This window comes from Peribacillus huizhouensis, from assembly GCF_014138605.1.
Classification (GTDB): domain Bacteria; phylum Bacillota; class Bacilli; order Bacillales; family DSM-1321; genus Peribacillus; species Peribacillus huizhouensis.
Map to the genome: position 1 here is coordinate 373,844 of NZ_JACJHX010000002.1, position 22,294 is coordinate 396,137.

Consider the following 22,294-nt stretch of genomic DNA (forward strand, 5'->3'; position numbering starts at 1 on the left):
CTAATCATGTCGAGCTACCCGCAGTACTTCTTCTATCGTTGTCATTCCTTGTTTTGCTTTTAGGAGCCCATCATCAATGAGGAAAATCATTCCATTCAAAACCAAATATTGCTTGATTTCACTAAGCGGTTTATTATTCATCATCATCGTTTGAATCGTATCATCGATATTCAAGACTTCATGAATCGCAATCCTTCCATGGTAGCCACTGTTTTGACAGCTTGGACATCCTTCGCCACGATATAAAGATTGCACAGGTATGCCACGTTTTTGAAATAAATTTCTTTCCATGGCAGATGGTGTGTATTCTATTTTACAATCCGGACAAACTTTGCGAACTAGTCTTTGAGCAATGACGCCAATTAAAGAAGAAACGACTAAATACGGTTCGACATCCATATCTAATAGTCTCGGAATCGTCGAAAGTGCACTGTTTGTATGTAAAGTACTTAATACAAGATGACCCGTTAAGGACGCTCGGACGGCTATTTCTGCTGTTTCACGATCTCGAATTTCACCAATCATGACAATGTTTGGATCTTGTCTTAAAATGGAGCGCAATCCACTGGCAAACGTAAGACCAATCGATGGATTTACTTGCACCTGATTAATGCCTTTCATTTGATATTCCACAGGATCTTCCACGGTTATAATATTGACCTGTTCTGTGTTCAAATGATTCAAAGCCGCATATAAAGTAGATGTTTTCCCTGAACCAGTTGGACCCGTAATTAGTATCATCCCTGAAGGCCGTTCAATCATCTTAACAAAAGCTTGTCCATTTACTTTATTAAAACCAAGCTGTGAAAGATGAATCATAACATTGGATAAATCTAAAATTCGTATAACGATTTTTTCACCGTATATGGTGGGCAGTAAGGAAATTCGTAAATCAACAGGTGTTGCATTCACATCCAGTTTGATTCTTCCATCCTGCGGCAGCCTTGTTTCGGTAATATTCAAATTAGCCAAAATTTTAATTCTAGCAATTAACAAACTATAAATCTTCTTTGAAAGAATTCGTTCCGTTCGTAAAATCCCATCGACTCGATAGCGAATATGGATCTTTGACTCCTGAGGATCAATATGGATATCGCTCGCCTTCATCTGTACGCCCACTTCCAGAAGTTGATTGACAAGCTTAACAGCTGGTGCATCCTCACCAGCTAAATTTTCATCCGCAATCCTGTCCATGTCTAACTCTTCAAACGTCTCTGTTTTGCTAAAATATTTATAAAGTGAAGCAATGATTTCTTCCTTTTTCGCTATGACAGGTGAGATCACTAAACCAGTCGATAGCCCCATATCATCTAATGCGATATAATCCATCGGGTCATGCATCGCCACAATGAGTTGATTGCCATCTTTTCTGATTGGCATGACTAAATTTCTAAAGGCAAAATCTTTTGCAATCAAACTTATGACGGCAGTATCTATGGGATAACGAAATAAGCTGATCTGTGGTATACCTAGCTGAAACTCAAGCACTTCAATAAGTTGCTGCTCATTGATTAATCCTCTTTCCAATAAAGCATCTCCTATTTTTTGCCCTTCTTTTTTGTATGTTAATGTATCCTGTAAGTTTTCTTCGGTAATAATCCCTGCTTCAACAAGTAAATCGCCTAAACGCTTTCTATTACTTTTCATTCTATCACACCTATCTGGCAACCTTTGATCATCGTCTGCTATCATTCAAAATAACATGAAATCTACCTAAATTATAGAGCGAATTAACCAATCTTTGTAGTACTATATGGATTATGATATTGAAATGTTCATTTACTTTAGAAGAACATGCCCCTTTTATTTGTATTGATTGTGGGAAAAATAGATGAGGTACCTAACTTTGTTTTATCCGAATTTAGTTATGATTTGAAAGAGGGAGATGAAGATGAACTTGTAGCAGTCTGCCCTTTTTGTCATGGAACGATGCGACAAGCGAGAAAGAATCCCAAGTGAGTAAATCTACACTTGGGACGTGAGAAAGATAGCTTTAGAGATTTTGTTCTTGAATCTTTATATCAATGTTTTTTTCTCGTTCTGGATCTGCCTGAGCATACACGTTATTCAATGAAGGAATTATGGTATACGTGACCGTAAGAGTATTAACTGTTCTTGTTATTTTAATATAATCTATTTTAAATCGATACGTATGATCAGATGATATAATTTCTTTATCTACTAATTTAACTCTAAATTCCTCTTCATATTTAGCAGCAATTTCAGCATTCGTAGGCATAGGAACAGTGGTTGGAAAATCATTAAGCCATCTTATGACTGCTTTTTTTGCTTCTTCATTTGCCAAGTTTATCTCCTTCTCAACATATGTTACGCCCATTCGTGATGATTGATCTAACTGTATATTTTTCTCTGATTTTTGATTCTGCATAGCACTGTTTAAAACATTGCTAATTAAAGTTACCGAAAAAATAAGGATTAATGTAATCGTTAATAATACAAGCACTAATGTGTAGCCTGCTTCATTTTTTTGTTTCATCTTTTTCTCCTACTTATTGAGGTTTACATCTACATATCCATATGCATTCGTTAGTTCTTTATGGTCTTCTGATTCTATTCTTATCGAGATCGGAAGTAAGCCGAGTGAACTTTCTTGTCTACTTTGTGATAAAGGTGTCACGGTTGAAAGATAGTTTTTTTGATTTAATGGAATGGTTGGGCGAATATACTTATCTACTGGGATAGTTTGGCAATCGTTCGTTTTGCAATAAGTTTCCAAACTATTTGTTACCTCATAAAGTTCTTGTTCAGCTAGATTAATTGCTGTTAATTTATCTTCTGTATTTGTAGAAAATGTCGTTGCATTGGAGAAAAACGATAAAAAAATCGTTAATACAATACCTAGAATTGTGATGGAAGTTAGAACTTCGATAAGAGTGAAGGCTTGATTATTTTTTAGAGTATTCACGAATTTCTACCACCTAATATCTTTTTATTCATTATATAACAAACTATAATAGGGAATGGGTCAATTTTATCAAATGTGGTGAATTTTATGAAACAGGTAAACAAGGAATCTGGCATCACTTTAATAGAAGTGCTAGCCGTTTTAGCCATTACGGGGATTATTGGGAGTGTTGTGTATGGTGTGTTTTTTCAAACGGTACACATTAAGGTGAAGACACAATCGCATAACGAATTGAGGCAAGAAGCAAATATTGTCATGACTCAGTTGCGCTCAATACATGAGAATGGAGATAGTATTTGGTATAGTTCTGGCATGTTATTCACAGATAAAGAAAAGAAAAATCCATTAGCAACAGAAACAAATTATCTTTTTACAGAACTACTAATCAATGGAACTAAAATAGTTTCAGAGCAAAGTATACAGTTGTTGTCTACATCTACTTTCAAAGTAGCTTTTACTATGAAAGATCACGATCAAAACAAGTACGACTTGGAAACGGTGTTACCTGGGACAACGAATCAGCCTATTGCGGGTGAGATCGTGAAGCCCTCTCCTCCTAGTACAGCGCAAGATTTTTATACTTATCTAGTAAAGAATAATGTTTTTGTCTATGGTTCACAGTTTGAATTTCAAGGTAATCAAGTAAACGGACCTAATGCAGCGATTATTGTAAGAGGAAATTTGCTTGGCAGTCAATTAAACGGTGGTTCATTAAGTAATGTATCTAACATTGACATAAATGGACCCGTAAATATAGATGGAGGTAGTGCAGGTTTGGGTTCACGTATATCTCCAGGAACGATATATGTAAATGGAGATGTAACCTTATGGGGTGGAACACGTCATATATATGGAGATGTATATGTTAATGGCAATCTTAAGGTCAAAGATGCAATCATTCATGGAAATGTATACGTTCAAGGGAATGTTGAATTGGATTGGACACCTACGATAGAAGGAAATGCAAGAATTTATTATAAAGGGACTATAAAATATCCTCCTAATTATCATCAATCTATTCTGGACAAAGTGATTCTTAAAGCTGATGTTCCAAAGTTAACTAAGAGTTATTCTGATATTCCACCATTAAAAGATTCTCAGTGGTACAGGGATCATGGATATACCCAAACGATAAAACCTGATAACATGAAATTATTTGGGAATAGTATAACTATTCGAAGCTATAATGATAGTGGTTTAGGAAGATATGTAGATACTTTTACTAATGCAATCATTGTTAGTCAGGGAGATATTAATATCGATAGTGGGGACTTAAAAATGACAGGGGTGTTATTTGCCCCAAATGGCAAGGTAACTTTTAGTGGTAAATCATTTGAAGGTGTAGTAATTACTAGAGATGGTCTTTATGTAAAAAGTGGGGGAACTACTGTTACATTCAAGGGTATTGAACAGTATATTAGGGATCCTAAAGATTTCCCACTTAAAGACACTAAGTAAGGTTTATTAACAATTACAAATGATTTCACAAAAAAGTCGGGTTTATCATTCACTAAAATAACTAGAATGGCTGCCAAAAGTATTTGGCAGCCATTTCTTAAATTTATCCTGCATTAACGGGCAGTAAGACCCCCATCTCAAGCTTATGAGGGACAAAAACTGCCCGTAAAAGCCCGATTGGTGAGATACAGTGAAACTTACCTTTGTGGTCTTCAAAGGTAAAGTTTTCGCCCACAGGATGTGGGTCACACAGACGTTGCCGTAGGACGCGGCGCACTTAGTCTGTGATTCATTGAATCGGGTTCGTAGTGTCACTTTACCGTAGTGAAGTGGAGGTATTAGCGACACTAGAACGGGACTAACCATCAGTGGGGAATGATGGAACCCCCCACTGATGGAAGTTTCACTTTATTCTAGAGAGTTTTCTTTTTCTCCACTAGTCTCTGGTGGTAGAACTACTTTATCTTTTCCAACCACTTGCTCCTCGTTCACTTCTTCGTCTAATTGAGCATCTTCCTCTATTTCAACTTCAGACTCAACAGGCATTTCTCTCAAAACCACTTCATTAACAGGTAAATAAAAGTCATTCGACATTTGAACGGAATCCAGTTTTTTCTTCAATGGATCTTGGGTTTCCCGGTAAACAGATACGGAATATCCTGGCTTTCCTTTTACTTTAATATCTTCTCCGTTCGGCAATAAAGCTGTGTATTGGACGATTTTCCGGTATGGAATGGTCTTTGAATCTTTTACTTCGACCTTATATTGTCGTCCTGTTGGATACCCACGGATTTCAGCGGTAAGCACACCTGGTTGAGTAACCTTGAATGCAATCGTCAATTCGAAGTCATTAGGATTGGCTAATTTCAAGTCCATTCCGTTGCGGTTTACTTTTGCTTCATATCCTACTGTAACCCCTTCAGGTAATTCCTGACTTGTATTTCTTTCAAGAACTTGTAGATTTGTTGATAGGCCTGCTTCATACACTAGGGAGGCTGCTTGTGTTAAGAATTCATCCGACCAATTGCCAGCATTCACACTCAAATCGTTCATAAAAGAAAACTCGCCGAAAGCTGGAATCTTAATTGGAGGCGTACTTTCAACCCATGATGATAATGATTGGACGTCTATATTTTCCTTTTCAGCATGAGCAATCACACTTACAGACACCGAATCGTCAAAGAAATCCGTTAGACTTATCACTTGCTCACTCATATCGAGTAAACCAGCTTGTTTTTGAATTTCTGCTCGTAATTCAGAAACTTTAACCGTTTCAATAAGCTTTTCATCGGCTATTTCCTTTAACATCTGTTTTACATTACTTTCCGTTATCGTTGAAACTAAAGGATTGTCGATCCCATTTTTTGCATCTCGAACCGATTCTTCTAGAGAGAATTGGATAGTATGCACAGGTATCGTCATTTTCCGATCCGCAAATGTTAATGAAAGGCCACTTTTTGTTTGCCATTCATCGATAGAATGAAGAAGCTTTTCGGTTGCTTGTTTTTTCGATTCGCCACTAACCAAAACAGTGCCAATAGAAGTATTTGCAGCAAATAGCTGATCGGTCTGCGAGATTTTTTCATACGCAAAAGCGCCTAATTGTGAACAAGACATGATAAAAGCCGTCGAAAGAATCACAATGGTTAAAATCCGTAGGTAGGAAGAAGAGCGTTTCTCCATTTACTGTTCCCCCTCATGCTTTTTTTTCAAGTACATCTCTTCCAAATCATCAAATGCATGACTCAGACGTTCATTTGGTGCTACGTCTATTTCTTTATTATCATCTTGCTTAGGCTCGATGGCAGCTGCAACTTGAGCTTCAAGATTTTCAAAGATCTTCTTTCTCGCTTCTAAGACCTGCTCCTCATCACTTATACGGACTTTCCCTAATTCAGACGACGCCTCATGTAAGTCGAATATTTTCCGATTGGTAAAATCAATAAACTCCGATGAATCCACTTCAAAATCGAACGTCTGATGAACCGAGTCTGCTATTCTATCAAGTGAAGATACTACTTCTAATCTTACATCCTCTTGAATGACCATTGGATCAGTCTCTAACAATTGGGCAGATTCTAAAGAAACACGTTCTACCGAAGAACGATAATACTCATCGACTGTTTCACTCATCTTCGCTCGTTTTTGTAACTCATCAAAAGAAAACAAAGGATTCATTTCGATTAAAACAGCGGCTTTCGTTTCATTTTCATTCGATTGTAGCCAATTCATCATGAGATACGTCACGAGAATGGCTAATAAAAACTGCAGGCCAAATAGTACCCAAATGGAAAAACGATCATTCGCAATGATCTGTACTGATGCAATACAAACACTAGCTATAAAAATAGCTGTTCTTTTGGACCGCGATATTCGTAGAGGAATCATGTATAGAAGGAATGCTAGCAGAACGGCTGCAATCATAGTTGTATATAGGATTATCAAAATGCTTCACCTCATATTAAACATATCATAAACCTATGAATATTAAAAAATAAAAAAAGAGTATGAAAACTAGTTTTAGCATATATGACTCTGGTGGTGCGTAAATTTCAAGTTCGGAACATAATTCCCGTAGCTTTATGATGCGTTCGGGAAAATATCGGCAGAAACTCTGAACTTAGTACCTGGAGATATCCCTGTTGCTTTGAAATAAAGTTTGATGAGAAACACCCTCGCAAGCCAGCATTTTTCAGCAGATTTAAGTTTGGTTTTAATAAAAAAGTTTAATCATTTTCTACTTGTATTGCTCCACAATTGCGCCCAATTGCGGAATAAGGAAAAAATCCTGCGTTTTAATACAGGATTTTTGGTCCGACTTTTTAATAAAACAATGATCGAACTTAATTTCAAAGCCACAATTGCACTTCGTCGTTCAGTTGCTGGTTCTACCCCAAGAAAACCTCTTCTGCTGTCTGTACCTGTTTTGTCATGGTTTTCTTCCTCCTTTGATTTTGAGCATGCAAAAAGCTCATTCCTACTCATGTTTCAAGTTGGAATAAGCTTTTAAAAGTTTATCAAGTGTTTTGTCAAGTTGTTAAGTGTTTGGTTTCTTGGCTGTATTGTATGATCTTGATGCTAGAGTTGTAAACCCGAAATATTTAATCGGCCACTCTAATAAGTTTTGGGTTTTTGTAACACCAATCAGGGTCATAGGGTAAAGATTTTAATTTTTGCATGTCTTCCCAACCGTAAACCCAATCATAATCCGCAACCCAAAAATAGTCGTCAGGATTAGATTTGAGATAATGATATACAAAGCGAAATACTAACTCTTCTACACCATAAACGTCTTCGATAGTTCCTACTTGATATAGTTTATTATTGGAATCTAAACCCAAATCCTCATAATAAAAAAAATCAAGATGTGGATTATCCAATGCATCTACATAAAGTATAAACGAATCATTATTTTCTCGTACATTCTTATCGTTAATATTCAATGTCGTAGAAAGGAATTGTCCATTGCTGGCATAATTTTTACTGTTATGAAAGTTCAGCATAACATCCGCATGGAAAGCAGAAATGATGGAATCAGCTAAAAGACGTTCTGGTGTATACTTTTTTTGGTTCATTAAGATAAAAGCAGAAGTCCCCATCCTATTATAAAACCCCCTTCAGATCCTCTAGTGAGTTAACAATCGTAACACCTTTAGATTTTATGGTTTCCAGCATGGCTTTTTGTTCGGGTCTTAAATTACTCAAAGACTTATCAATATACAAAATAACCTTTTTATTCTCTGGATTAAAGAATAAATCATGAGTTGGATCAGTAAATTTATTAAATTGATCTACTTTTACCGATCTAATAGATGTTTTGACTTCAATAATCGCATCTTTTGTAACGACGTCTAAATCACCGGCAAATTGACCGTCACTCTTCTCAACTTTTTGCGCATACGCTTTTACTTTTACCTCTGTTTTATTTCTTACAAAGTCCGCAACCTTAGCCTCAGTTGCTTTACCAACGTCTTTACTATTTAAAAATTGGTTAATAGCTATATTAATATTTTTCGGAGATTGATCAACCCAAGTAAGTTCATTTCCAGCTGGATTTGTATATTTCGTTTTATTTTTAACCTTAACCATGTTGCCAATGGTCTTATCTTGTTCCGTCCCCTCATCGGCTTTATCCTTATTCGGCGTATCGTCATCCGACTTCTTGGGATTGTCATCTGGCTTCTTGGGATCTTCATCCGGCTTCTTAGAACCGTCATCTGGCTTCTTGGGATCTTCATCCGGCTTCTTGGGACCGTCATCTGGCTTCTTGGGATCTTCATCCGGCTTCTTGGGACCGTCCTGATGCTTACCCGGACCGGCATTCTTCGGAGGTTTCGGATGAACCGGGACGTCGATATCCGGCTTCCGGGAACCCAGCTTATCCAGAAGCTTGCGCAAATAGCGGCGCCCTTTTTTCCCGGCCCATTTTAGCGCTTTGCCGAAAGGGATTCGGCTTAATACAATGCCCACAGCCACGGAAAGCGCATTTTCGGGAGTCAACATCTTCTTCGGATCGCGGATATAGCCGGCAATCTCATGTCCGCTCCCGGCGATACTCGCCCCCGTCATCGCGATGCCTAACGCCGGCCAGAATCCGACGAACAGCAGTGACAAGGCAAGGGCCCCCAGCACGATCGCGCCCTGTTCATACCACTCCAGCCGATCCCACCAGTTTTGCAGCGAATCGAACAAGCAGGCGAAACATGCCGTCTCTCCTCCACCCGTATGAGCCCCGATGTCTGCGAACAGACTGGCCACAAGCAGAATCACAGCGAGTCCAGTTAGCGCCTGGCAAAGAGTTTTTACCCGAGCCTGGACAGCCTCCTGTCTACCAGCCGCTTCTTCATTTCCATAAAGCAAATGAAATCCAAGCTCCCTGCGCTCCCGGTAAAAGCCAAGCCAATATATGAATTTTCCCCGGTCCAGACAAAAAGAGCGGGTTATATTCCACAGCTCGATAAACGGATTAAGAAGCGGCTCGTTCGGCAGCGACGGAAGGCGGTTTCGTATTTTGTTCAGCGACCAGTAATCGGCAAAAATCGATGCGACCAGCATCAGCAGGAAGACCGGCTGAGTTTTATAACCGCTGCCGGTCCAATCATGAAGCCGGAACACCCAGTCCGGCAGCTTGAGCTGGCCGTTATTGGCCATATGATCCAGGATGGACCAAAGCAAAAGGATTGCTGGGAACAGAAAAACCCATTTCGTCAGTCTTTTCCGCAGCCGATAGGCAATTCCACACGCAAGCGCGACCATCGCAGTGTGCACGGGATGGCTGACGGTCATGAGGGTCGGCAGGAAGCTTGCTTCGAACCGCCCTGGGAATAGAGTCCAGAAATCCCAGTGGATCATCTTTCCTCCAAACATCGTCGTGCTGTAATCGATCGCTCCAGGGTTCAGCCACCTGCGGCTCAGCTCCTCCATGAGCTGGAAACCGACGCCAGTCGCAGCACCGATGAGCGTGTAATCGCTTAAACTCATGGCGGAAGCTCGACGCGAGAATAACAGGAATATGCCGAGTGGAAGGAGCTTCCACAATTCTTCGAAAATTGGCGTGATCACGGCAATGGACCAAGTGTCGGAAGTTTTTCCGCCGAAAAGCACGTGGAAAGCATTGACTGTAAGCGTCGTGAACGGTACGACAAGAAAAACGCCTGCGAGAACGAACAGAACAACTTGCTTCCACGGCATCGTTTTGCTTCGGCACAGAAACCAAAATTGCAGCAGCACATAAAACGACCACAAATATTGAATCATCATGGTACGCGATTCTTTAACGAAGAACAAACTCAACACAAACGCAAGCAACGACAGCCAGGAAAAAATCGCATACGCCGTTTTAATAAACGGATATTTCGCAATCCATGATTGGCAAGTTCGATAGATGGCCTCAAGGAAATCCCGAATTCCGGTTCGAATGGACCAGATCGAATTCACTACGGTCGCCTCCTTTGTAAGCCGACCACGTGCGAGCGGGACGTCTCCCTTTACGCTGGTCCTGCCCTAAGTAAATAAATGAATTCATGAAAACCATGGTCACCGATTGATCGGAGCGGAGGTTTATAGAGTAATTCCCGCAACATGTACCTAACCTATTTCTCGTGGGATTACTAGTATTATTGATATTTTTATAAAATGTTGAAAAGGCGCTGGTCGCAAATCGATTTTTGCACGAAGCCTCGAAAAGGTGGATTAACAAAAAACAATCCTTGTTAAAATGTATACAAAGGTACAGTGAAAGACCGTCAAGGCCTACAGAATTTAATGAATGTAATTCGGATGAATTATGTTGTTGTTGTAGCTTTATAAAAAAAGTCTGATTAAAGATACCCAGCAAGTCTTCAGATGCTTGTTGTGTGTTAAATGTATCAAAAACGATAACTTTATCACCTATATCCACAAAGCCTGCATTTGCTACAGCCCCGCCACCTTCTCTGGCTATTACTTCATATTAACCTTTACTAACTTGTTCTAGCTAAAAACGTTTACTACAAAATTCACCGTTCATTTACCTCACCTCTTATTTATTTGATTAACCTATATTTTTTATATTCGATATTACTAAAATGATACCTCTAAATTGAGTAATATTAACAAACCTGTTCTTTATCTTAATAAAATGATTTAAAAGCATCTAAATTTGCACATTCAGTTATTCAACTAAATAGCCATTCGTATTATAAGGTCAGCCAGAACCGTACTCAACTATGTCGGGGTACACGTTCAGTTACTAGCATTTTAGTAGGTGGTACCTCGGTTACGTTAATATCAGATGATTACTAGTGGCAGGAATTCTCGCTATTCGCTGAAACATTAGTTATACAATAGATTATTATATACTCAGATATCTTCGGAATATCTCATTTAAAAACTCCCTATCCCAACTCCCCAAGATCTTCTACATGTAAGCAAATACATCCACTACAACATTAGTAATAAGAAGATGCCAATGAATCATTAAAACGGAAGACTATGGAACTTACAAATTTTAACAATATTTATTTTCCGTAAATTTAATAAACTCCCTAGATTTAATAGAAATAAATGCTAGAATTCAATTGTTTGGAAACGCAAGATAAGACCTAATAATAAAAAACTTAATAATAAAGAATTAGCAGAATTTGATGATGTTATTGGATATAAATTACCACAAGACTATATTGATTTTTTAATGGAATACAATGGAGGAGACCCCGAAAACAATATAATTGAACTTCCAAATGGCGAAATACTTTCAATTTCAATATCCGATTTTTTTGGAATAGGTATAGAGAAAATTAATGATTTAAAGGCGAATTTCAAAGTTTTCAAAGAAAGAATACCAAAAGGTTACATACCTATTGCTAGAACAGAAGGCGGTAATTTGGTCTGTTTAGATGGTGACAACGGGCATTTATTCCTTTGGGACCACGAAAATGAATGTCAAAATGATTATATTGAAAATAAAAACCTCCTACCTATTGCTAATCATTTCGAGGACTTCCTTAAAATGATTAAATCCGATTCTGGCGAAGAATTGGAAGGCTACGAAGTAGAGGAAGTATGGGTTGACCCTGATTTTTTAGCCGAAATGAAAAAATGGTTTATTGAAGTAAAGGGTGCGATTGTTCAATAAGTGGAGACGCTTTTTCGGTAACGAGTGAAAGAAGTATAGGTTGGAGGTGTGTAAAATGATTCATGAGAATCCTTATATAACCTTTGGAGCTGATATTGGTGGTCCCAACGCAGGTAAAGTGATATCTCCCCATCTACAAGAGTTAAGGAATTTATTATATAAGTATTGTGACAATATTTACTGTGTTGAGATGGATAGTATTGATCCAGTTTTAAGAGTAGATGGTGAAATATCGTATTGGGAGTTTGAAGGCTGTGAAAAATTAAGACTTAGTAAAAAGAATCGATATATAACAATTGATGTAGGTATGCCCCGTTCAAGATGGGAAGGTGTCGATCCAGTAGATATTAGAAAATATCTTATAAATCAACTTAGGATTGCCTTAGAACTGATGTTAAAGCGATTAAAAAAGGAGAAGTACACTGTTAATGATACAGAATTATGGGCTGATTTTAGTAAAGTTGAAGAAGAATTCTTATTAAAGTAACTGGTGCTTTAGTAAAAGAAGAAAGGGTTCTACATATTAGTCATATCTAATATGTAGAACCCTTTAATTTTTCTATCTTTTTTAAAATTAGGTCTTGATAAATTACAAACATCGCATCTTTTTTACAAACATCGTGACTTTATTTCAAAGCCACAATCCCCTCTTCAATCTTTACGAGCGAGATTTACAACATTACGCGCCGGAAATCAAATTTACGCGCCAGTTTTGATTTTATCGCGCCGGAAGCAACACTTTGCGAGCGAGATTTACGATTTGCGCGCCGGAGACCATTTTACGCCCGAAATCCGTAAAGGTGTTCATTCCGGCGCGAATATTTCCATTTCGTTCAGCTTGTTTTTCTAATATAAGGGCGGGCCAATGCCAGAAAATAGAGCGATCCTGTGACAATAACTAAATCATTGGGATTCTGTAGATTTCGTGCATAATCGATTGCTTCCTGCCAATTGATCATCGCCTTTTTCCGCTCCAGCTTACTCGTTTCTAACAATTCCTGCGCGGATGCTGCTCGCTTAAAGTCAATTTCCGTAAAGGTAATCGATGTCGCATGTTCATCTACCATTCTTAACACTTGTCGATAATCTTTATCTGTTAAGGCGGTAAAAACGAAATGATAATTGACATCTGGATATCTAGTTTGTAATGTTTCTAGCAAAACTTTCATGCCAGCAGGGTTATGAGCACCGTCTAAAATGATCTGACCAGGTAACACTTCAAATCTTCCAGCCCAATGTGCCTTTGCCAAACCAGCCCGAATACTTTTTTCAGAGATTTCTAGCTGATACTCTTCAACTAACAGCTTTACTGCAGCAATTGCTAAAGCCGCATTATTCACTTGGTGACGGCCGAGCATTTTAAGGTCGATTTGTTCAAGCGTTGTATTTCCCATTTTAAAAGAAAAACATTGACCGTCTTGAACTTGACTAGGCTCACTCAAGAGGATTTCTTTATTTAGGCAATAAAGGTTTGCGCCCTGTACTTTGGCATATTCCATTATAGCCGTAGCAGGTTCCTCTTCCGTTACACCGCTAATAACAGGCACACCGCGTTTAATAATTCCAGCCTTTTCAGATGCGATTTCAGCCAAGGTATTTCCAAGTATATTCGTATGCTCTAAAGAAATCGATGTGATAATAGATAGTAAAGGAGTGATGACATTGGTACAATCTAGCCTGCCACCTAATCCTGTTTCGATGAGTGCAATGTCCATCTCGTTCTTTTGGAAATAAAGAAAAGAAATAACCGTAATAATCTCAAAAAAAGTAGCCCGATATCCCACTTGACCTTCTTCTAAAAAAGGATAAATGGTATTCATATGTTCGATCATTTCTTCATCTGAGATCATCGTTTCATTAATCATCATTCTTTCGTTTACTTTTTCCAAATGCGGTGAAGTAAAACTACCCACTTTAAGTCCTTGGGCCATTAAGATTTCCTTCAAAGCATTCAAAGTCGAGCCTTTGCCATTTGATCCAGCAATATGGATCGATTGAAAGCTCTTTTCTGGGTTCCTAAGCTCTTTTAAAAGATTCTCCATTCGCGCTAAGCCAAAGTCCATCCCAAGCTTCGATTCTCTACTATATAAATAATCCATGACTTCTTCCATTGATTGAAACAAACCGACCACTCCCTAAAACTGTTCTATTTCTCGATTTAATAAAGGATCACATTTAACCATAGCAAATTCTTAAAAAATAGACAAAAGGATTTTTTCATGCACAGCTGATCGTTTACTGATCATGTATTGGAGTTTACTAACCACATGAAGGTTTCCTCACAAAGTACTGAGGTTTTCTAACCAATTTTTGCTCAAGCCGACAACTAATAAAAAAGGATGACCCATAAAGTCATCTGATACCTGTTTGAGTCATCCTTTTATCGTGAAAAATGGGCGGGGCTTCGCAAAATCAGCTCCGCAACGCCACCTTCATTAGATGATACAGTTTTTAGATCCTGAACCTTTTTCATCCTAGGGATGAGAACAGACGCTCAAGGTAGTTTTTGTTTACAGCTGTTTCAATTCAATAATTCGTTGATTAACAGCGTCGCGTTTTTCAACGTAGTCTTTTTCTTTCGCTTTTTCTTCCTCAATTACTTGTGCAGGGGCTTTTTTCACGAAGCCTTCATTGCCTAGTTTCTTTTGCACACGTTCTACTTCTTTATTCAGTTTCTCTAGTTCTTTATCAAGACGTTTGATTTCGTCTTCGATATTAATTAAGCCCTGAAGTGGTAAAATAAGCTCCACACCTGTAACGACAGCTGTCATTGCTTGGCCTGGCTCATCCACTACTGTACCGATCGTTAATTCTTCTGGGTTACAGAATCGTTCAATATAGGCACGGTTATTCTGAAGTGTTGTTACAATGTTTTCATCTTTTGCTTTTAGGATCAATTTAATTTTCTTGCTTAGCGGCGTATTTACTTCACTGCGAATATTCCGTACAGAACGGATAATTTCCACAAGCAGTTTCATTTCCTCAGCGGCAATACCGTCAGAAAGCTCGGAACGTACTTCTGGCCAAGCAGCAACAGTGATTGATTCGCCACTATGCGGCAAGTTTTGCCAAATTTCTTCCGTGATAAATGGCATAAATGGATGTAATAAACGCATCGTATTGTCAAGTACATAGGCAAGAATTGAACGAGTCGTTTTCTTCGCTGCTTCATCTTCACCGTAAAGTGGTAGCTTCGCCATTTCAATATACCAGTCACAGAAGTCATCCCAAATGAAGTTATAAAGTGCGCGGCCAACTTCACCGAATTCATATTTATCAGCTAGACGAGTAACGGTTTCAATCGTTTCATTTAGACGAGTTAAGATCCATTTATCCGCAACGGATTTTTCACCTGTCAAATCAATTTCTTCGTATTTCATTCCGTCCATATTCATCAATGCGAAACGAGATGCATTCCAAATTTTATTAGCGAAGTTCCATACAGCTTCAACTTTTTCTGTGCTGTAGCGCAGATCTTGACCTGGTGAACTTCCTGTTGATAAGAAGTAACGTAATGAATCGGCACCATATTGATCGATGACATCCATTGGATCGACTCCATTACCAAGGGATTTACTCATTTTACGACCTTGTTCATCACGTACTAGCCCATGAATTAATACATCTTTAAATGGACGTTCGCCAGTGAATTCAATCGCTTGGAAAATCATTCGAGACACCCAGAAGAAGATAATGTCATAGCCCGTAACGAGTGAACCAGTTGGATAATAGCGTTTGAAATCGGCGCTTTCACGATCCGGCCAGCCCATCGTTGAAAATGGCCATAATGCCGAGCTGAACCATGTATCAAGAACATCTGTATCTTGTTCCCAGTTTTCAATGTCACTAGGTTCTTCTTGACCTACATATACTTCGCCTGTTTCTTTATGATACCAAGCTGGAATGCGATGTCCCCACCAAAGCTGACGAGAAATACACCAATCACGAATATTCTCCATCCAACGTAAATACGTTTTCTCAAAACGATCCGGTACGAAGTGAACTTTTTCTTCGTCTGATCCTTGTTGAAGTTTAATCGCTTCATCTGCTAATGGCTGCATTTTAACGAACCATTGAGTAGAAAGATACGGTTCAACAACAGCGCCACTTCGCTCAGAATGACCGACTGAATGCATATGTTCTTCAATTTTGAAAAGAACACCTTGCTCTTGTAAGTCTTTCACAATTTGTTTACGGCATTCAAAACGATCCATACCCTTGTATGTGCCGGCATTGTCATTCATTGTCCCATCTTCGTTCATCACAAGGATGCGCTCTAAATTATGGCGATTGCCAATTTCAAAGTCATTTGGATCATGGGCTGGCGTAATCTTCACAGCACCTGAACCGAATTCCTTATCGACATAATCATCGGCAACAATTGGAATTTGACGGCCGGTAACCGGCAGGATAACATGCTTGCCAATTAAGTGCTTATAGCGGTCATCTTCTGGATGAACAGCAACTGCTGTATCCCCTAGCATCGTTTCTGGACGAGTTGTCGCAACTTCGATAGAACCTGATCCATCAGCTAATGGATAGTTCATATGATAAAACGCACCCTGAACATCCTGATGAATCACCTCGATATCAGATAGCGCTGTTTTTGTTGAAGGGTCCCAGTTAATAATGTATTCGCCGCGATAAATCAAACCTTTATTATATAGTTTAACGAATACTTCACGAACCGCTTTAGAAAGCCCTTCGTCCAATGTAAATCGTTCTCGGCTATAATCAAGACCTAAACCTAGCTTTGCCCATTGATCACGGATATGGCCTGCATACTCTTCCTTCCAGCTCCAAGTCTCTTCGACAAACTTCTCACGACCAAGGTCATAACGGCTGATTCCATCAGCACGAAGCTTTTGCTCAACCTTAGCTTGAGTTGCAATTCCAGCATGGTCCATTCCCGGAAGCCACAAAACATCATAGCCCTGCATCCGTTTCATTCTCGTAATAATATCTTGAAGCGTCGTATCCCATGCATGACCTAGATGCAATTTACCTGTAACGTTCGGTGGTGGGATCACAATCGTGTATGGCTCTTTCTTTTCATCACTTTCCGCTTTGAAATACTGCCCATCTAACCACCATTTATAGCGGCCCTTTTCAATGGACTGCGGATCATATTTTGTCGGCATCGTTAATTCTTCCATCTGAATTTCCTCCTTAAAAATGTGTTAAAGACACAAAAAAACTTCCTTCATCACAAAAGGACGAAGAAAGTTGTTCGCGGTGCCACCTTTTTTCCGAAAAAAGAGTATAATCCTTTTCTCGGCTCTTAAAGATTTGATAACGGCTTTTCGCCGGCTTCCGCTACTTTTATTGTTCACGGAAACTGCTCATGGACGACTTCTGATGGTACACACTTAGAAACCTTTCAGCATTTGGCTTCCTCTCTTAAAGCGGTCTTTCATCATACTACTTCCAATCATAGCGGTTGATATGTAATTATTCATTAACATTCATTTTACAAAAGAAATACACCTAACGTCAATCATCTTCTTATTTTTTTAAACGTTAAGAAATTATAAATTGTCAGCGAAGAAGTTGATCCGACATAGTTTCCAATTTAATACTCGCCAATAGTCGAGTTTTATGTTACACAGTATATCCGGAAATGTGAGCATTCATTCACAAAACTCCACGAGTAACCATATAATAGGGTACCTCTTAAAAAGAAAGGGTTGGGCAATTTTGAGACAACGTTATTCTCCCTATACGCTGCCGCCCTGGTTGAAAGGTATCCGTAATATTTGTAGCCAGTTTATGTTACCGATATGTATTTTTCAGGGATTTCGCACACTTTTGTTTCCGACATTTTTAGATATTTTGATTCTATCTATCGTGGTCGTACTTTTGATTTCATTTCGACAAAATTGGATATAAGGATAAAAATAATCCGAAGCGTAATGCCACCATTCTTTATTAGCATATGCTCCGGATTATTCTGGATTCGGTTCTTGTTGTTGTTGTTGCTGTTGTTGCTGTGCTTCGGCAGCCGCTTTCTTTGCTCTTTCGTTTTCCTCGATTTTCATCACCATATACTCAATATTTTTCACTAACCAATATTGCCGTTGAAAATGACGGACATATTGCAGTTCACTCCGGTTCCCCTTTTTCTCAACATATCCTTTTACTACAGCAATCGATGATTCTGGGTATGCGAGATAGCTTTGAAATAGCAGGACTTCCTCAGGTTTTAGGGGGAAATAGCGCATATAGTTATAGAGAAGGTCGACACAGTCATCACAGGGAAACGGATACGTTCTCGCAGCCTCTACCAGATAGGGTAGCAAGTCAAAATGTGGCGGAGCTGTTCTTGAATTTTCGAAGTTGATAAAGTAGCCATAGCCTCGATCATCGTATACGTAGTGCTTCAATGAAACTTTGCCATGTGTCACAACTGTCCGGATCTTTTCATGATCCTTTGTTTTCTCATACCAGTCTTCTAGTTTTTTCGTTGAATATTCTAGCGCCTGTGATAAATCGGTATAGTACGTACAATACATCAGCTCAAATGGCGACATATACCATTTCTTTTCACAGCTTTCAACAAATTCACGGAGAAACCCCAGCTGTTTCTTCCACTCTTCATTGGTCGATTGATAATGTTCTTCACGTTCCTCTGCCTCAACGGTAATCTCTCTAACAGACAAAGTGTGCATGCGGGCAAGCTCACGAAACATTTGCTTATTCCGTTCGGAACGCTCTCCATTTTCCTGATCAGAAAGCCATGGCATCAAATAATACAAGCGATTATTGTGAAGCACCGCATAACGGCCGTCCATCGTTTGATAGATGGGGACAATTCGATTATACCCACGCTGATATAGGCGTTGAATATTTCGGATAAAATCAATCCCAATATGAGGATCAATCGATTTTAGGGCAAAGACACCTTTATCACTGTACAGCTTTGTAATATTGCCAATAAATTCAATATGATACGTTTTTACCGAATAGTTAAGGAGAACCGCTTCGGTATCCTGCTTTCTTCTTTCATTATCCGCCATGGAATTCACTTCCATCAGTTAATTTCTAGATAAGGAGGCAGAACGAGGGATTGGCCCGTTCTACCTCCTTGTTTAATTTTGGCTGTTTTGTATCCTATACTGCTTTTAATTATATTTACAATACTATCCTAGGTTGCTCATTTTCCATGAGCGCTCACTCAACTACAATCAACATCTGCTCGAATTTGTTACTTGCTAAAAACAACAATCTGTACGAAAAGAGTTTTAATTTTTAATCGCTCTCACCTTTGGAACGTATAATACTTGACCCTCATAAATATCTTGACTTGGTTCTAGTTCATTGCTGTTTAGAAGGGACTGTACACTGACTTCATAGCGTTCAGCTAAGCTGTCTAACGTTTCTCCTTGCTGAACAATGCACACTTTAATAGCAATTAACTCTTCTTCTTGTTTTCGTCCTAAGAAAGACGTTAACGAAAGATGATCTTCTTTCGTTGCCTCTTTTTCTGCCGATTCTCTTTCTGAGACTTTTTCACGTTCAGACGGATCTTTCTTCGTTGATTTTTCTTCTTTCCTTCGGACAAAATCTAGTAATGGACCGTGTTCCTTCTCTATCTGAGAATGTTCGTGAACGTCCTCAGCAACCATTTCTGATGCTCGGAGTTCTTCTAAGTGTTGCTCCACTTTTGGCGGTTCAATCGCTTGTATTTCTTGTATTTCTTGTGTTTCTTTTGTTGTATTGGCATAGATTGGCCGCGATTCTTCTGCATCTTCAATGTCTGGCAGTTTCCTAGCCTCTACAATAAACGGAGTAAATAACTCGTCCTCATCCTCTTTTTCCACTTCCATTTCTCGAGATAATGGAACTAGTTCGGTTTGTATTTCTTCTTGTTCATGGTAAATAGAAACAGGATCTTGTTCTATTTTCTCTGGCGAATAATCGATTTCTTCAGCTATATTTGTTGACTCTTCTAATTCTCGGAAAAGTGTGACTTGTTCTGATTCATTTTCCTCTAACATATCGTCCACTTCTTCCGTCTCGTTTACCATCTCTTCCTGATCCCTATAATAAGCAAGGGGCTCTTGGTCAAATGCCACATTTTCAGACTGAGAGGAAGTCTCCTCTTCAAATTCTACTTCAACCGTTTCTTCCCATGTTGAATTCGCTTCATCCCGCTCATTTTCTTCCTCTTCATATTCATCTAAAAAATCTGCTGGTTCTTCCTGTTTCCTTTCACTTCGCGAGTCTTCAATTCCACTTATGATAAGTTCTGCCTCAAGCTTCAGGCAATTTTTTTCAGGCATAAAATAATCAAAAGCATGGATATTTACATCAATATTATCCAAAGACTGTATGCGATTGTTCGGAATCGTAATATCGACTGGTATACGGTGAATAAATTCACTTAACCCGTCTGCTCTTAGATCGACGCTATGAATCGTCTTCGGATAAAAAGGCTGTGAGAATTCAAGATCAGAAGTGCCATCTTCCTCCCCTGTTTCCTTATACTCACCACTCAAATCCAAAGAACCCCTAATCACTACATATTGATCACTCTCTTGAATAGTCACATTCGGTTCAAGCGATAGGGAATAAAGCTCTTCTATCTCCTGCCCTTTCTGAAACCAGACAGATTCCTCTAAGGAAAATCGTAAAAACGATTGATTTTCGATTGACAATCAAACTCCTCCTTCCAAACTAAAAAAACAAGTAACGATGCCATTAACAATCTATGAAAAGTTCAACGATAATATGACGTCAAAATAACGCGAAGAAAACGAAGTCTACAGTTTTTCATGTTGACGTATAAAGTGATACTTCAATCAGTAGTGTTTTTCTGCCCGTGCAGGTTAAAACTTGTATTTGACGCATATTTTTTATTTTTGACACATAAAATCTAGTTTTGATGCATATCTTCACAAAAAAAAGCAGATTCACCTAAAAGGCAAACCTGCTTGTTACTTACGCTTATTTTCTCAATTTAGCAAATGCTTGTTCAGCAGCTGCGATTGTTTTTTCGATGTCTTCGTCACTGTGGGCAGTTGATAGGAAAAGCCCTTCGAATTGAGATGGTGGTAAGTACACACCTTGCTCAGCCATTTCACGGTAGTACGTGCCGAAGAAATTCAAATCGGATTGTTTCGCTGTTTCGTAATTGATGACATCTTCGTTTGTAAAGAATAAGCCAATCATAGAACCAGCTCGATTAAACGTATGTGGGATATCATATTTCTTGGCAACTTGACCAATGCCCGCTTCCAACATATCCCCTTTACGGGTAAATTCTTGATACACTTCAGGTGTCAGTTGACTCAGTGTTTCCAGCCCAGCAGTCATCGCAAGCGGATTACCTGAGAGCGTTCCTGCCTGATAAATCGTTCCACTTGGGGCAACTCGTTCTAGAATCTCTCGTTTACCGCCAAATGCACCGACTGGTAAACCACCGCCGATTACTTTTCCTAGACAAGTAATATCAGGTGTCACACCGTAATGTCCTTGGGCACAATTATAACCAACACGGAATCCTGTCATCACTTCATCAAAAATTAATAATGAGCCGTATTGTTCGGTAACAGATCGTAAGCCTTCTAGGAATCCAGGTTGAGGTGGGACAACTCCCATATTGCCGGCCACTGGTTCAACGATGATAGCAGCAATGTCTTCACCAAATTGTTCAAATGCATATTTAACACTTGCTAAATCATTGTATGGAACTGTAATCGTATTTCTTGCGATTCCTTCGGGTACACCTGGGCTGTCCGGCAAACCAAGTGTTGCGACACCGGAACCTGCCTTAATTAATAATGAATCGCTATGACCATGGTAACAACCCTCAAATTTCAAAATTTTATCGCGACCGGTATATCCACGTGCAAGTCGTAATGCACTCAAAGTCGCTTCTGTGCCCGATGAAACCATTCGGACCATTTCAATCGAAGGTACTCTTTCAATAACTAGCTTTGCTAATTCATTTTCAATGAGTGTAGATGCTCCAAAGCTTGTCCCTGTTTCTGCGACTTTTTTTAAAGCTTCCACGACACGGTCGTTCGAATGACCTAAAATAAGCGGACCCCATGACAACACATAATCGATGTATTCATTGCCATCAATATCAAAAATTTTTGAGCCTTTTCCCCGTTCCATAAAAATCGGATCCATGTCTACTGACTTGAATGCGCGAACCGGACTATTAACGCCGCCTGGCATTAAGTTCTGTGCTTCAGCAAAAGCCTGTTTTGATTTTTCATATGAACGCATGATACTCCCCACTTTATCGTTTATTTTAGTACGTGTTCAAAAAGGAGGATAAAAAGAGC

Annotated in this window: 16 protein-coding genes, 1 pseudogene and 1 other annotated feature; of the genes and pseudogenes, 4 read left to right on the plus strand and 13 right to left on the minus strand. The window is 39.0% G+C overall.

The window, feature by feature from the left end:
- From HNP81_RS04950 to HNP81_RS04960, 3 genes are all read right to left on the minus strand, one after another.
- Nucleotides 1-1,647 carry a GspE/PulE family protein gene (locus HNP81_RS04950; protein WP_028392099.1) on the minus strand — a complete coding sequence of 549 codons (1,647 nt, stop codon included), beginning with the start codon at nucleotides 1,645-1,647 and terminating at the stop codon, nucleotides 1-3.
- A 346-nt stretch (nucleotides 1,648-1,993) separates the two neighbouring features.
- Nucleotides 1,994-2,497, minus strand: coding sequence for a hypothetical protein (locus HNP81_RS04955; RefSeq protein ID WP_182501780.1), 504 nt, complete (start codon nucleotides 2,495-2,497; stop codon nucleotides 1,994-1,996).
- A gap of 9 nt (nucleotides 2,498-2,506) precedes the next feature.
- Nucleotides 2,507-2,926, minus strand: coding sequence for a type IV pilus modification PilV family protein (locus HNP81_RS04960; RefSeq protein WP_182501781.1), 420 nt, complete (start codon nucleotides 2,924-2,926; stop codon nucleotides 2,507-2,509).
- 87 nt (nucleotides 2,927-3,013) lie between these two features.
- On the opposite strand from HNP81_RS04960, the gene HNP81_RS04965 reads away from it, so the two are divergent.
- Nucleotides 3,014-4,384 (plus strand): prepilin-type N-terminal cleavage/methylation domain-containing protein, encoded by a 1,371-nt coding sequence (locus tag HNP81_RS04965; RefSeq protein ID WP_182501782.1) that lies wholly within the window; start codon nucleotides 3,014-3,016, stop codon nucleotides 4,382-4,384.
- Nucleotides 4,385-4,792: 408 nt separating this feature from the next.
- Here the strand turns inward: HNP81_RS04965 and HNP81_RS04970 are convergent, their stop codons facing one another.
- From HNP81_RS04970 to HNP81_RS24545, 5 genes and pseudogenes are all read right to left on the minus strand, one after another.
- Entirely contained in the window at nucleotides 4,793-6,067 is a 1,275-nt protein-coding gene (locus HNP81_RS04970; protein ID WP_182501783.1) for a VanW family protein, read from the minus strand.
- A complete protein-coding gene (locus HNP81_RS04975; RefSeq protein ID WP_182501784.1) occupies nucleotides 6,068-6,829 on the minus strand; it encodes a hypothetical protein in 762 nt (253 codons plus the stop codon).
- Between the two features lie 656 nt (nucleotides 6,830-7,485).
- Nucleotides 7,486-7,983, minus strand: coding sequence for a hypothetical protein (locus HNP81_RS04980; RefSeq protein ID WP_182501785.1), 498 nt, complete (start codon nucleotides 7,981-7,983; stop codon nucleotides 7,486-7,488).
- A gap of 4 nt (nucleotides 7,984-7,987) precedes the next feature.
- Nucleotides 7,988-10,321, minus strand: coding sequence for a PrsW family intramembrane metalloprotease (locus HNP81_RS04985; RefSeq protein ID WP_312859644.1), 2,334 nt, complete (start codon nucleotides 10,319-10,321; stop codon nucleotides 7,988-7,990).
- A gap of 397 nt (nucleotides 10,322-10,718) precedes the next feature.
- Nucleotides 10,719-10,892, minus strand: a pseudogene (locus HNP81_RS24545) (MBL fold metallo-hydrolase); the annotation flags it as partial.
- A 567-nt stretch (nucleotides 10,893-11,459) separates the two neighbouring features.
- Between HNP81_RS24545 and HNP81_RS04990 the strand changes: the two are divergent.
- Together HNP81_RS04990 and HNP81_RS04995 are read left to right on the plus strand one after the other, a co-directional pair.
- Nucleotides 11,460-11,999 carry an SMI1/KNR4 family protein gene (locus HNP81_RS04990; RefSeq protein WP_312859650.1) on the plus strand — a complete coding sequence of 180 codons (540 nt, stop codon included), beginning with the start codon at nucleotides 11,460-11,462 and terminating at the stop codon, nucleotides 11,997-11,999.
- A 55-nt stretch (nucleotides 12,000-12,054) separates the two neighbouring features.
- The gene (locus HNP81_RS04995) at nucleotides 12,055-12,486 is read left to right on the plus strand and encodes an Imm44 family immunity protein (protein WP_182501786.1); all 432 of its coding nucleotides are present in this window, start codon (nucleotides 12,055-12,057) and stop codon (nucleotides 12,484-12,486) included.
- Nucleotides 12,487-12,832: 346 nt separating this feature from the next.
- Here the strand turns inward: HNP81_RS04995 and HNP81_RS05000 are convergent, their stop codons facing one another.
- Together HNP81_RS05000 and HNP81_RS05005 are read right to left on the minus strand one after the other, a co-directional pair.
- Nucleotides 12,833-14,122 (minus strand): bifunctional folylpolyglutamate synthase/dihydrofolate synthase, encoded by a 1,290-nt coding sequence (locus tag HNP81_RS05000; RefSeq protein WP_182501787.1) that lies wholly within the window; start codon nucleotides 14,120-14,122, stop codon nucleotides 12,833-12,835.
- 387 nt (nucleotides 14,123-14,509) lie between these two features.
- Nucleotides 14,510-17,155, minus strand: a complete 2,646-nt coding sequence (locus tag HNP81_RS05005; RefSeq protein WP_182501788.1) for a valine--tRNA ligase — start codon at nucleotides 17,153-17,155, stop codon at nucleotides 14,510-14,512.
- 53 nt (nucleotides 17,156-17,208) lie between these two features.
- Nucleotides 17,209-17,443 (minus strand) — a binding site (T-box leader).
- Between the two features lie 154 nt (nucleotides 17,444-17,597).
- Here HNP81_RS05005 and HNP81_RS24900 point away from each other — a divergent pair.
- Nucleotides 17,598-17,888 carry a YszA family small membrane protein gene (locus HNP81_RS24900; protein WP_512698946.1) on the plus strand — a complete coding sequence of 97 codons (291 nt, stop codon included), beginning with the start codon at nucleotides 17,598-17,600 and terminating at the stop codon, nucleotides 17,886-17,888.
- Nucleotides 17,889-17,944: 56 nt separating this feature from the next.
- On the opposite strand, the gene ysxE is transcribed toward HNP81_RS24900, so the two are convergent.
- The 3 genes from ysxE to hemL all read right to left on the minus strand — a co-directional run bounded on the left by ysxE (nucleotide 17,945) and on the right by hemL (nucleotide 22,235).
- Nucleotides 17,945-19,015, minus strand: coding sequence for a spore coat protein YsxE (gene ysxE, locus HNP81_RS05010; RefSeq protein ID WP_182501789.1), 1,071 nt, complete (start codon nucleotides 19,013-19,015; stop codon nucleotides 17,945-17,947).
- 225 nt (nucleotides 19,016-19,240) lie between these two features.
- On the minus strand, nucleotides 19,241-20,656 hold the full coding sequence (locus HNP81_RS05015) for a LysM peptidoglycan-binding domain-containing protein (RefSeq protein ID WP_182501790.1): 1,416 nt from the start codon (nucleotides 20,654-20,656) through the stop codon (nucleotides 19,241-19,243).
- 289 nt (nucleotides 20,657-20,945) lie between these two features.
- Complete coding sequence (hemL, locus tag HNP81_RS05020; protein ID WP_182501791.1) at nucleotides 20,946-22,235, minus strand: glutamate-1-semialdehyde 2,1-aminomutase; 1,290 nt, start codon at nucleotides 22,233-22,235, stop codon at nucleotides 20,946-20,948.
- Nucleotides 22,236-22,294: the final 59 nt, after the last annotated feature.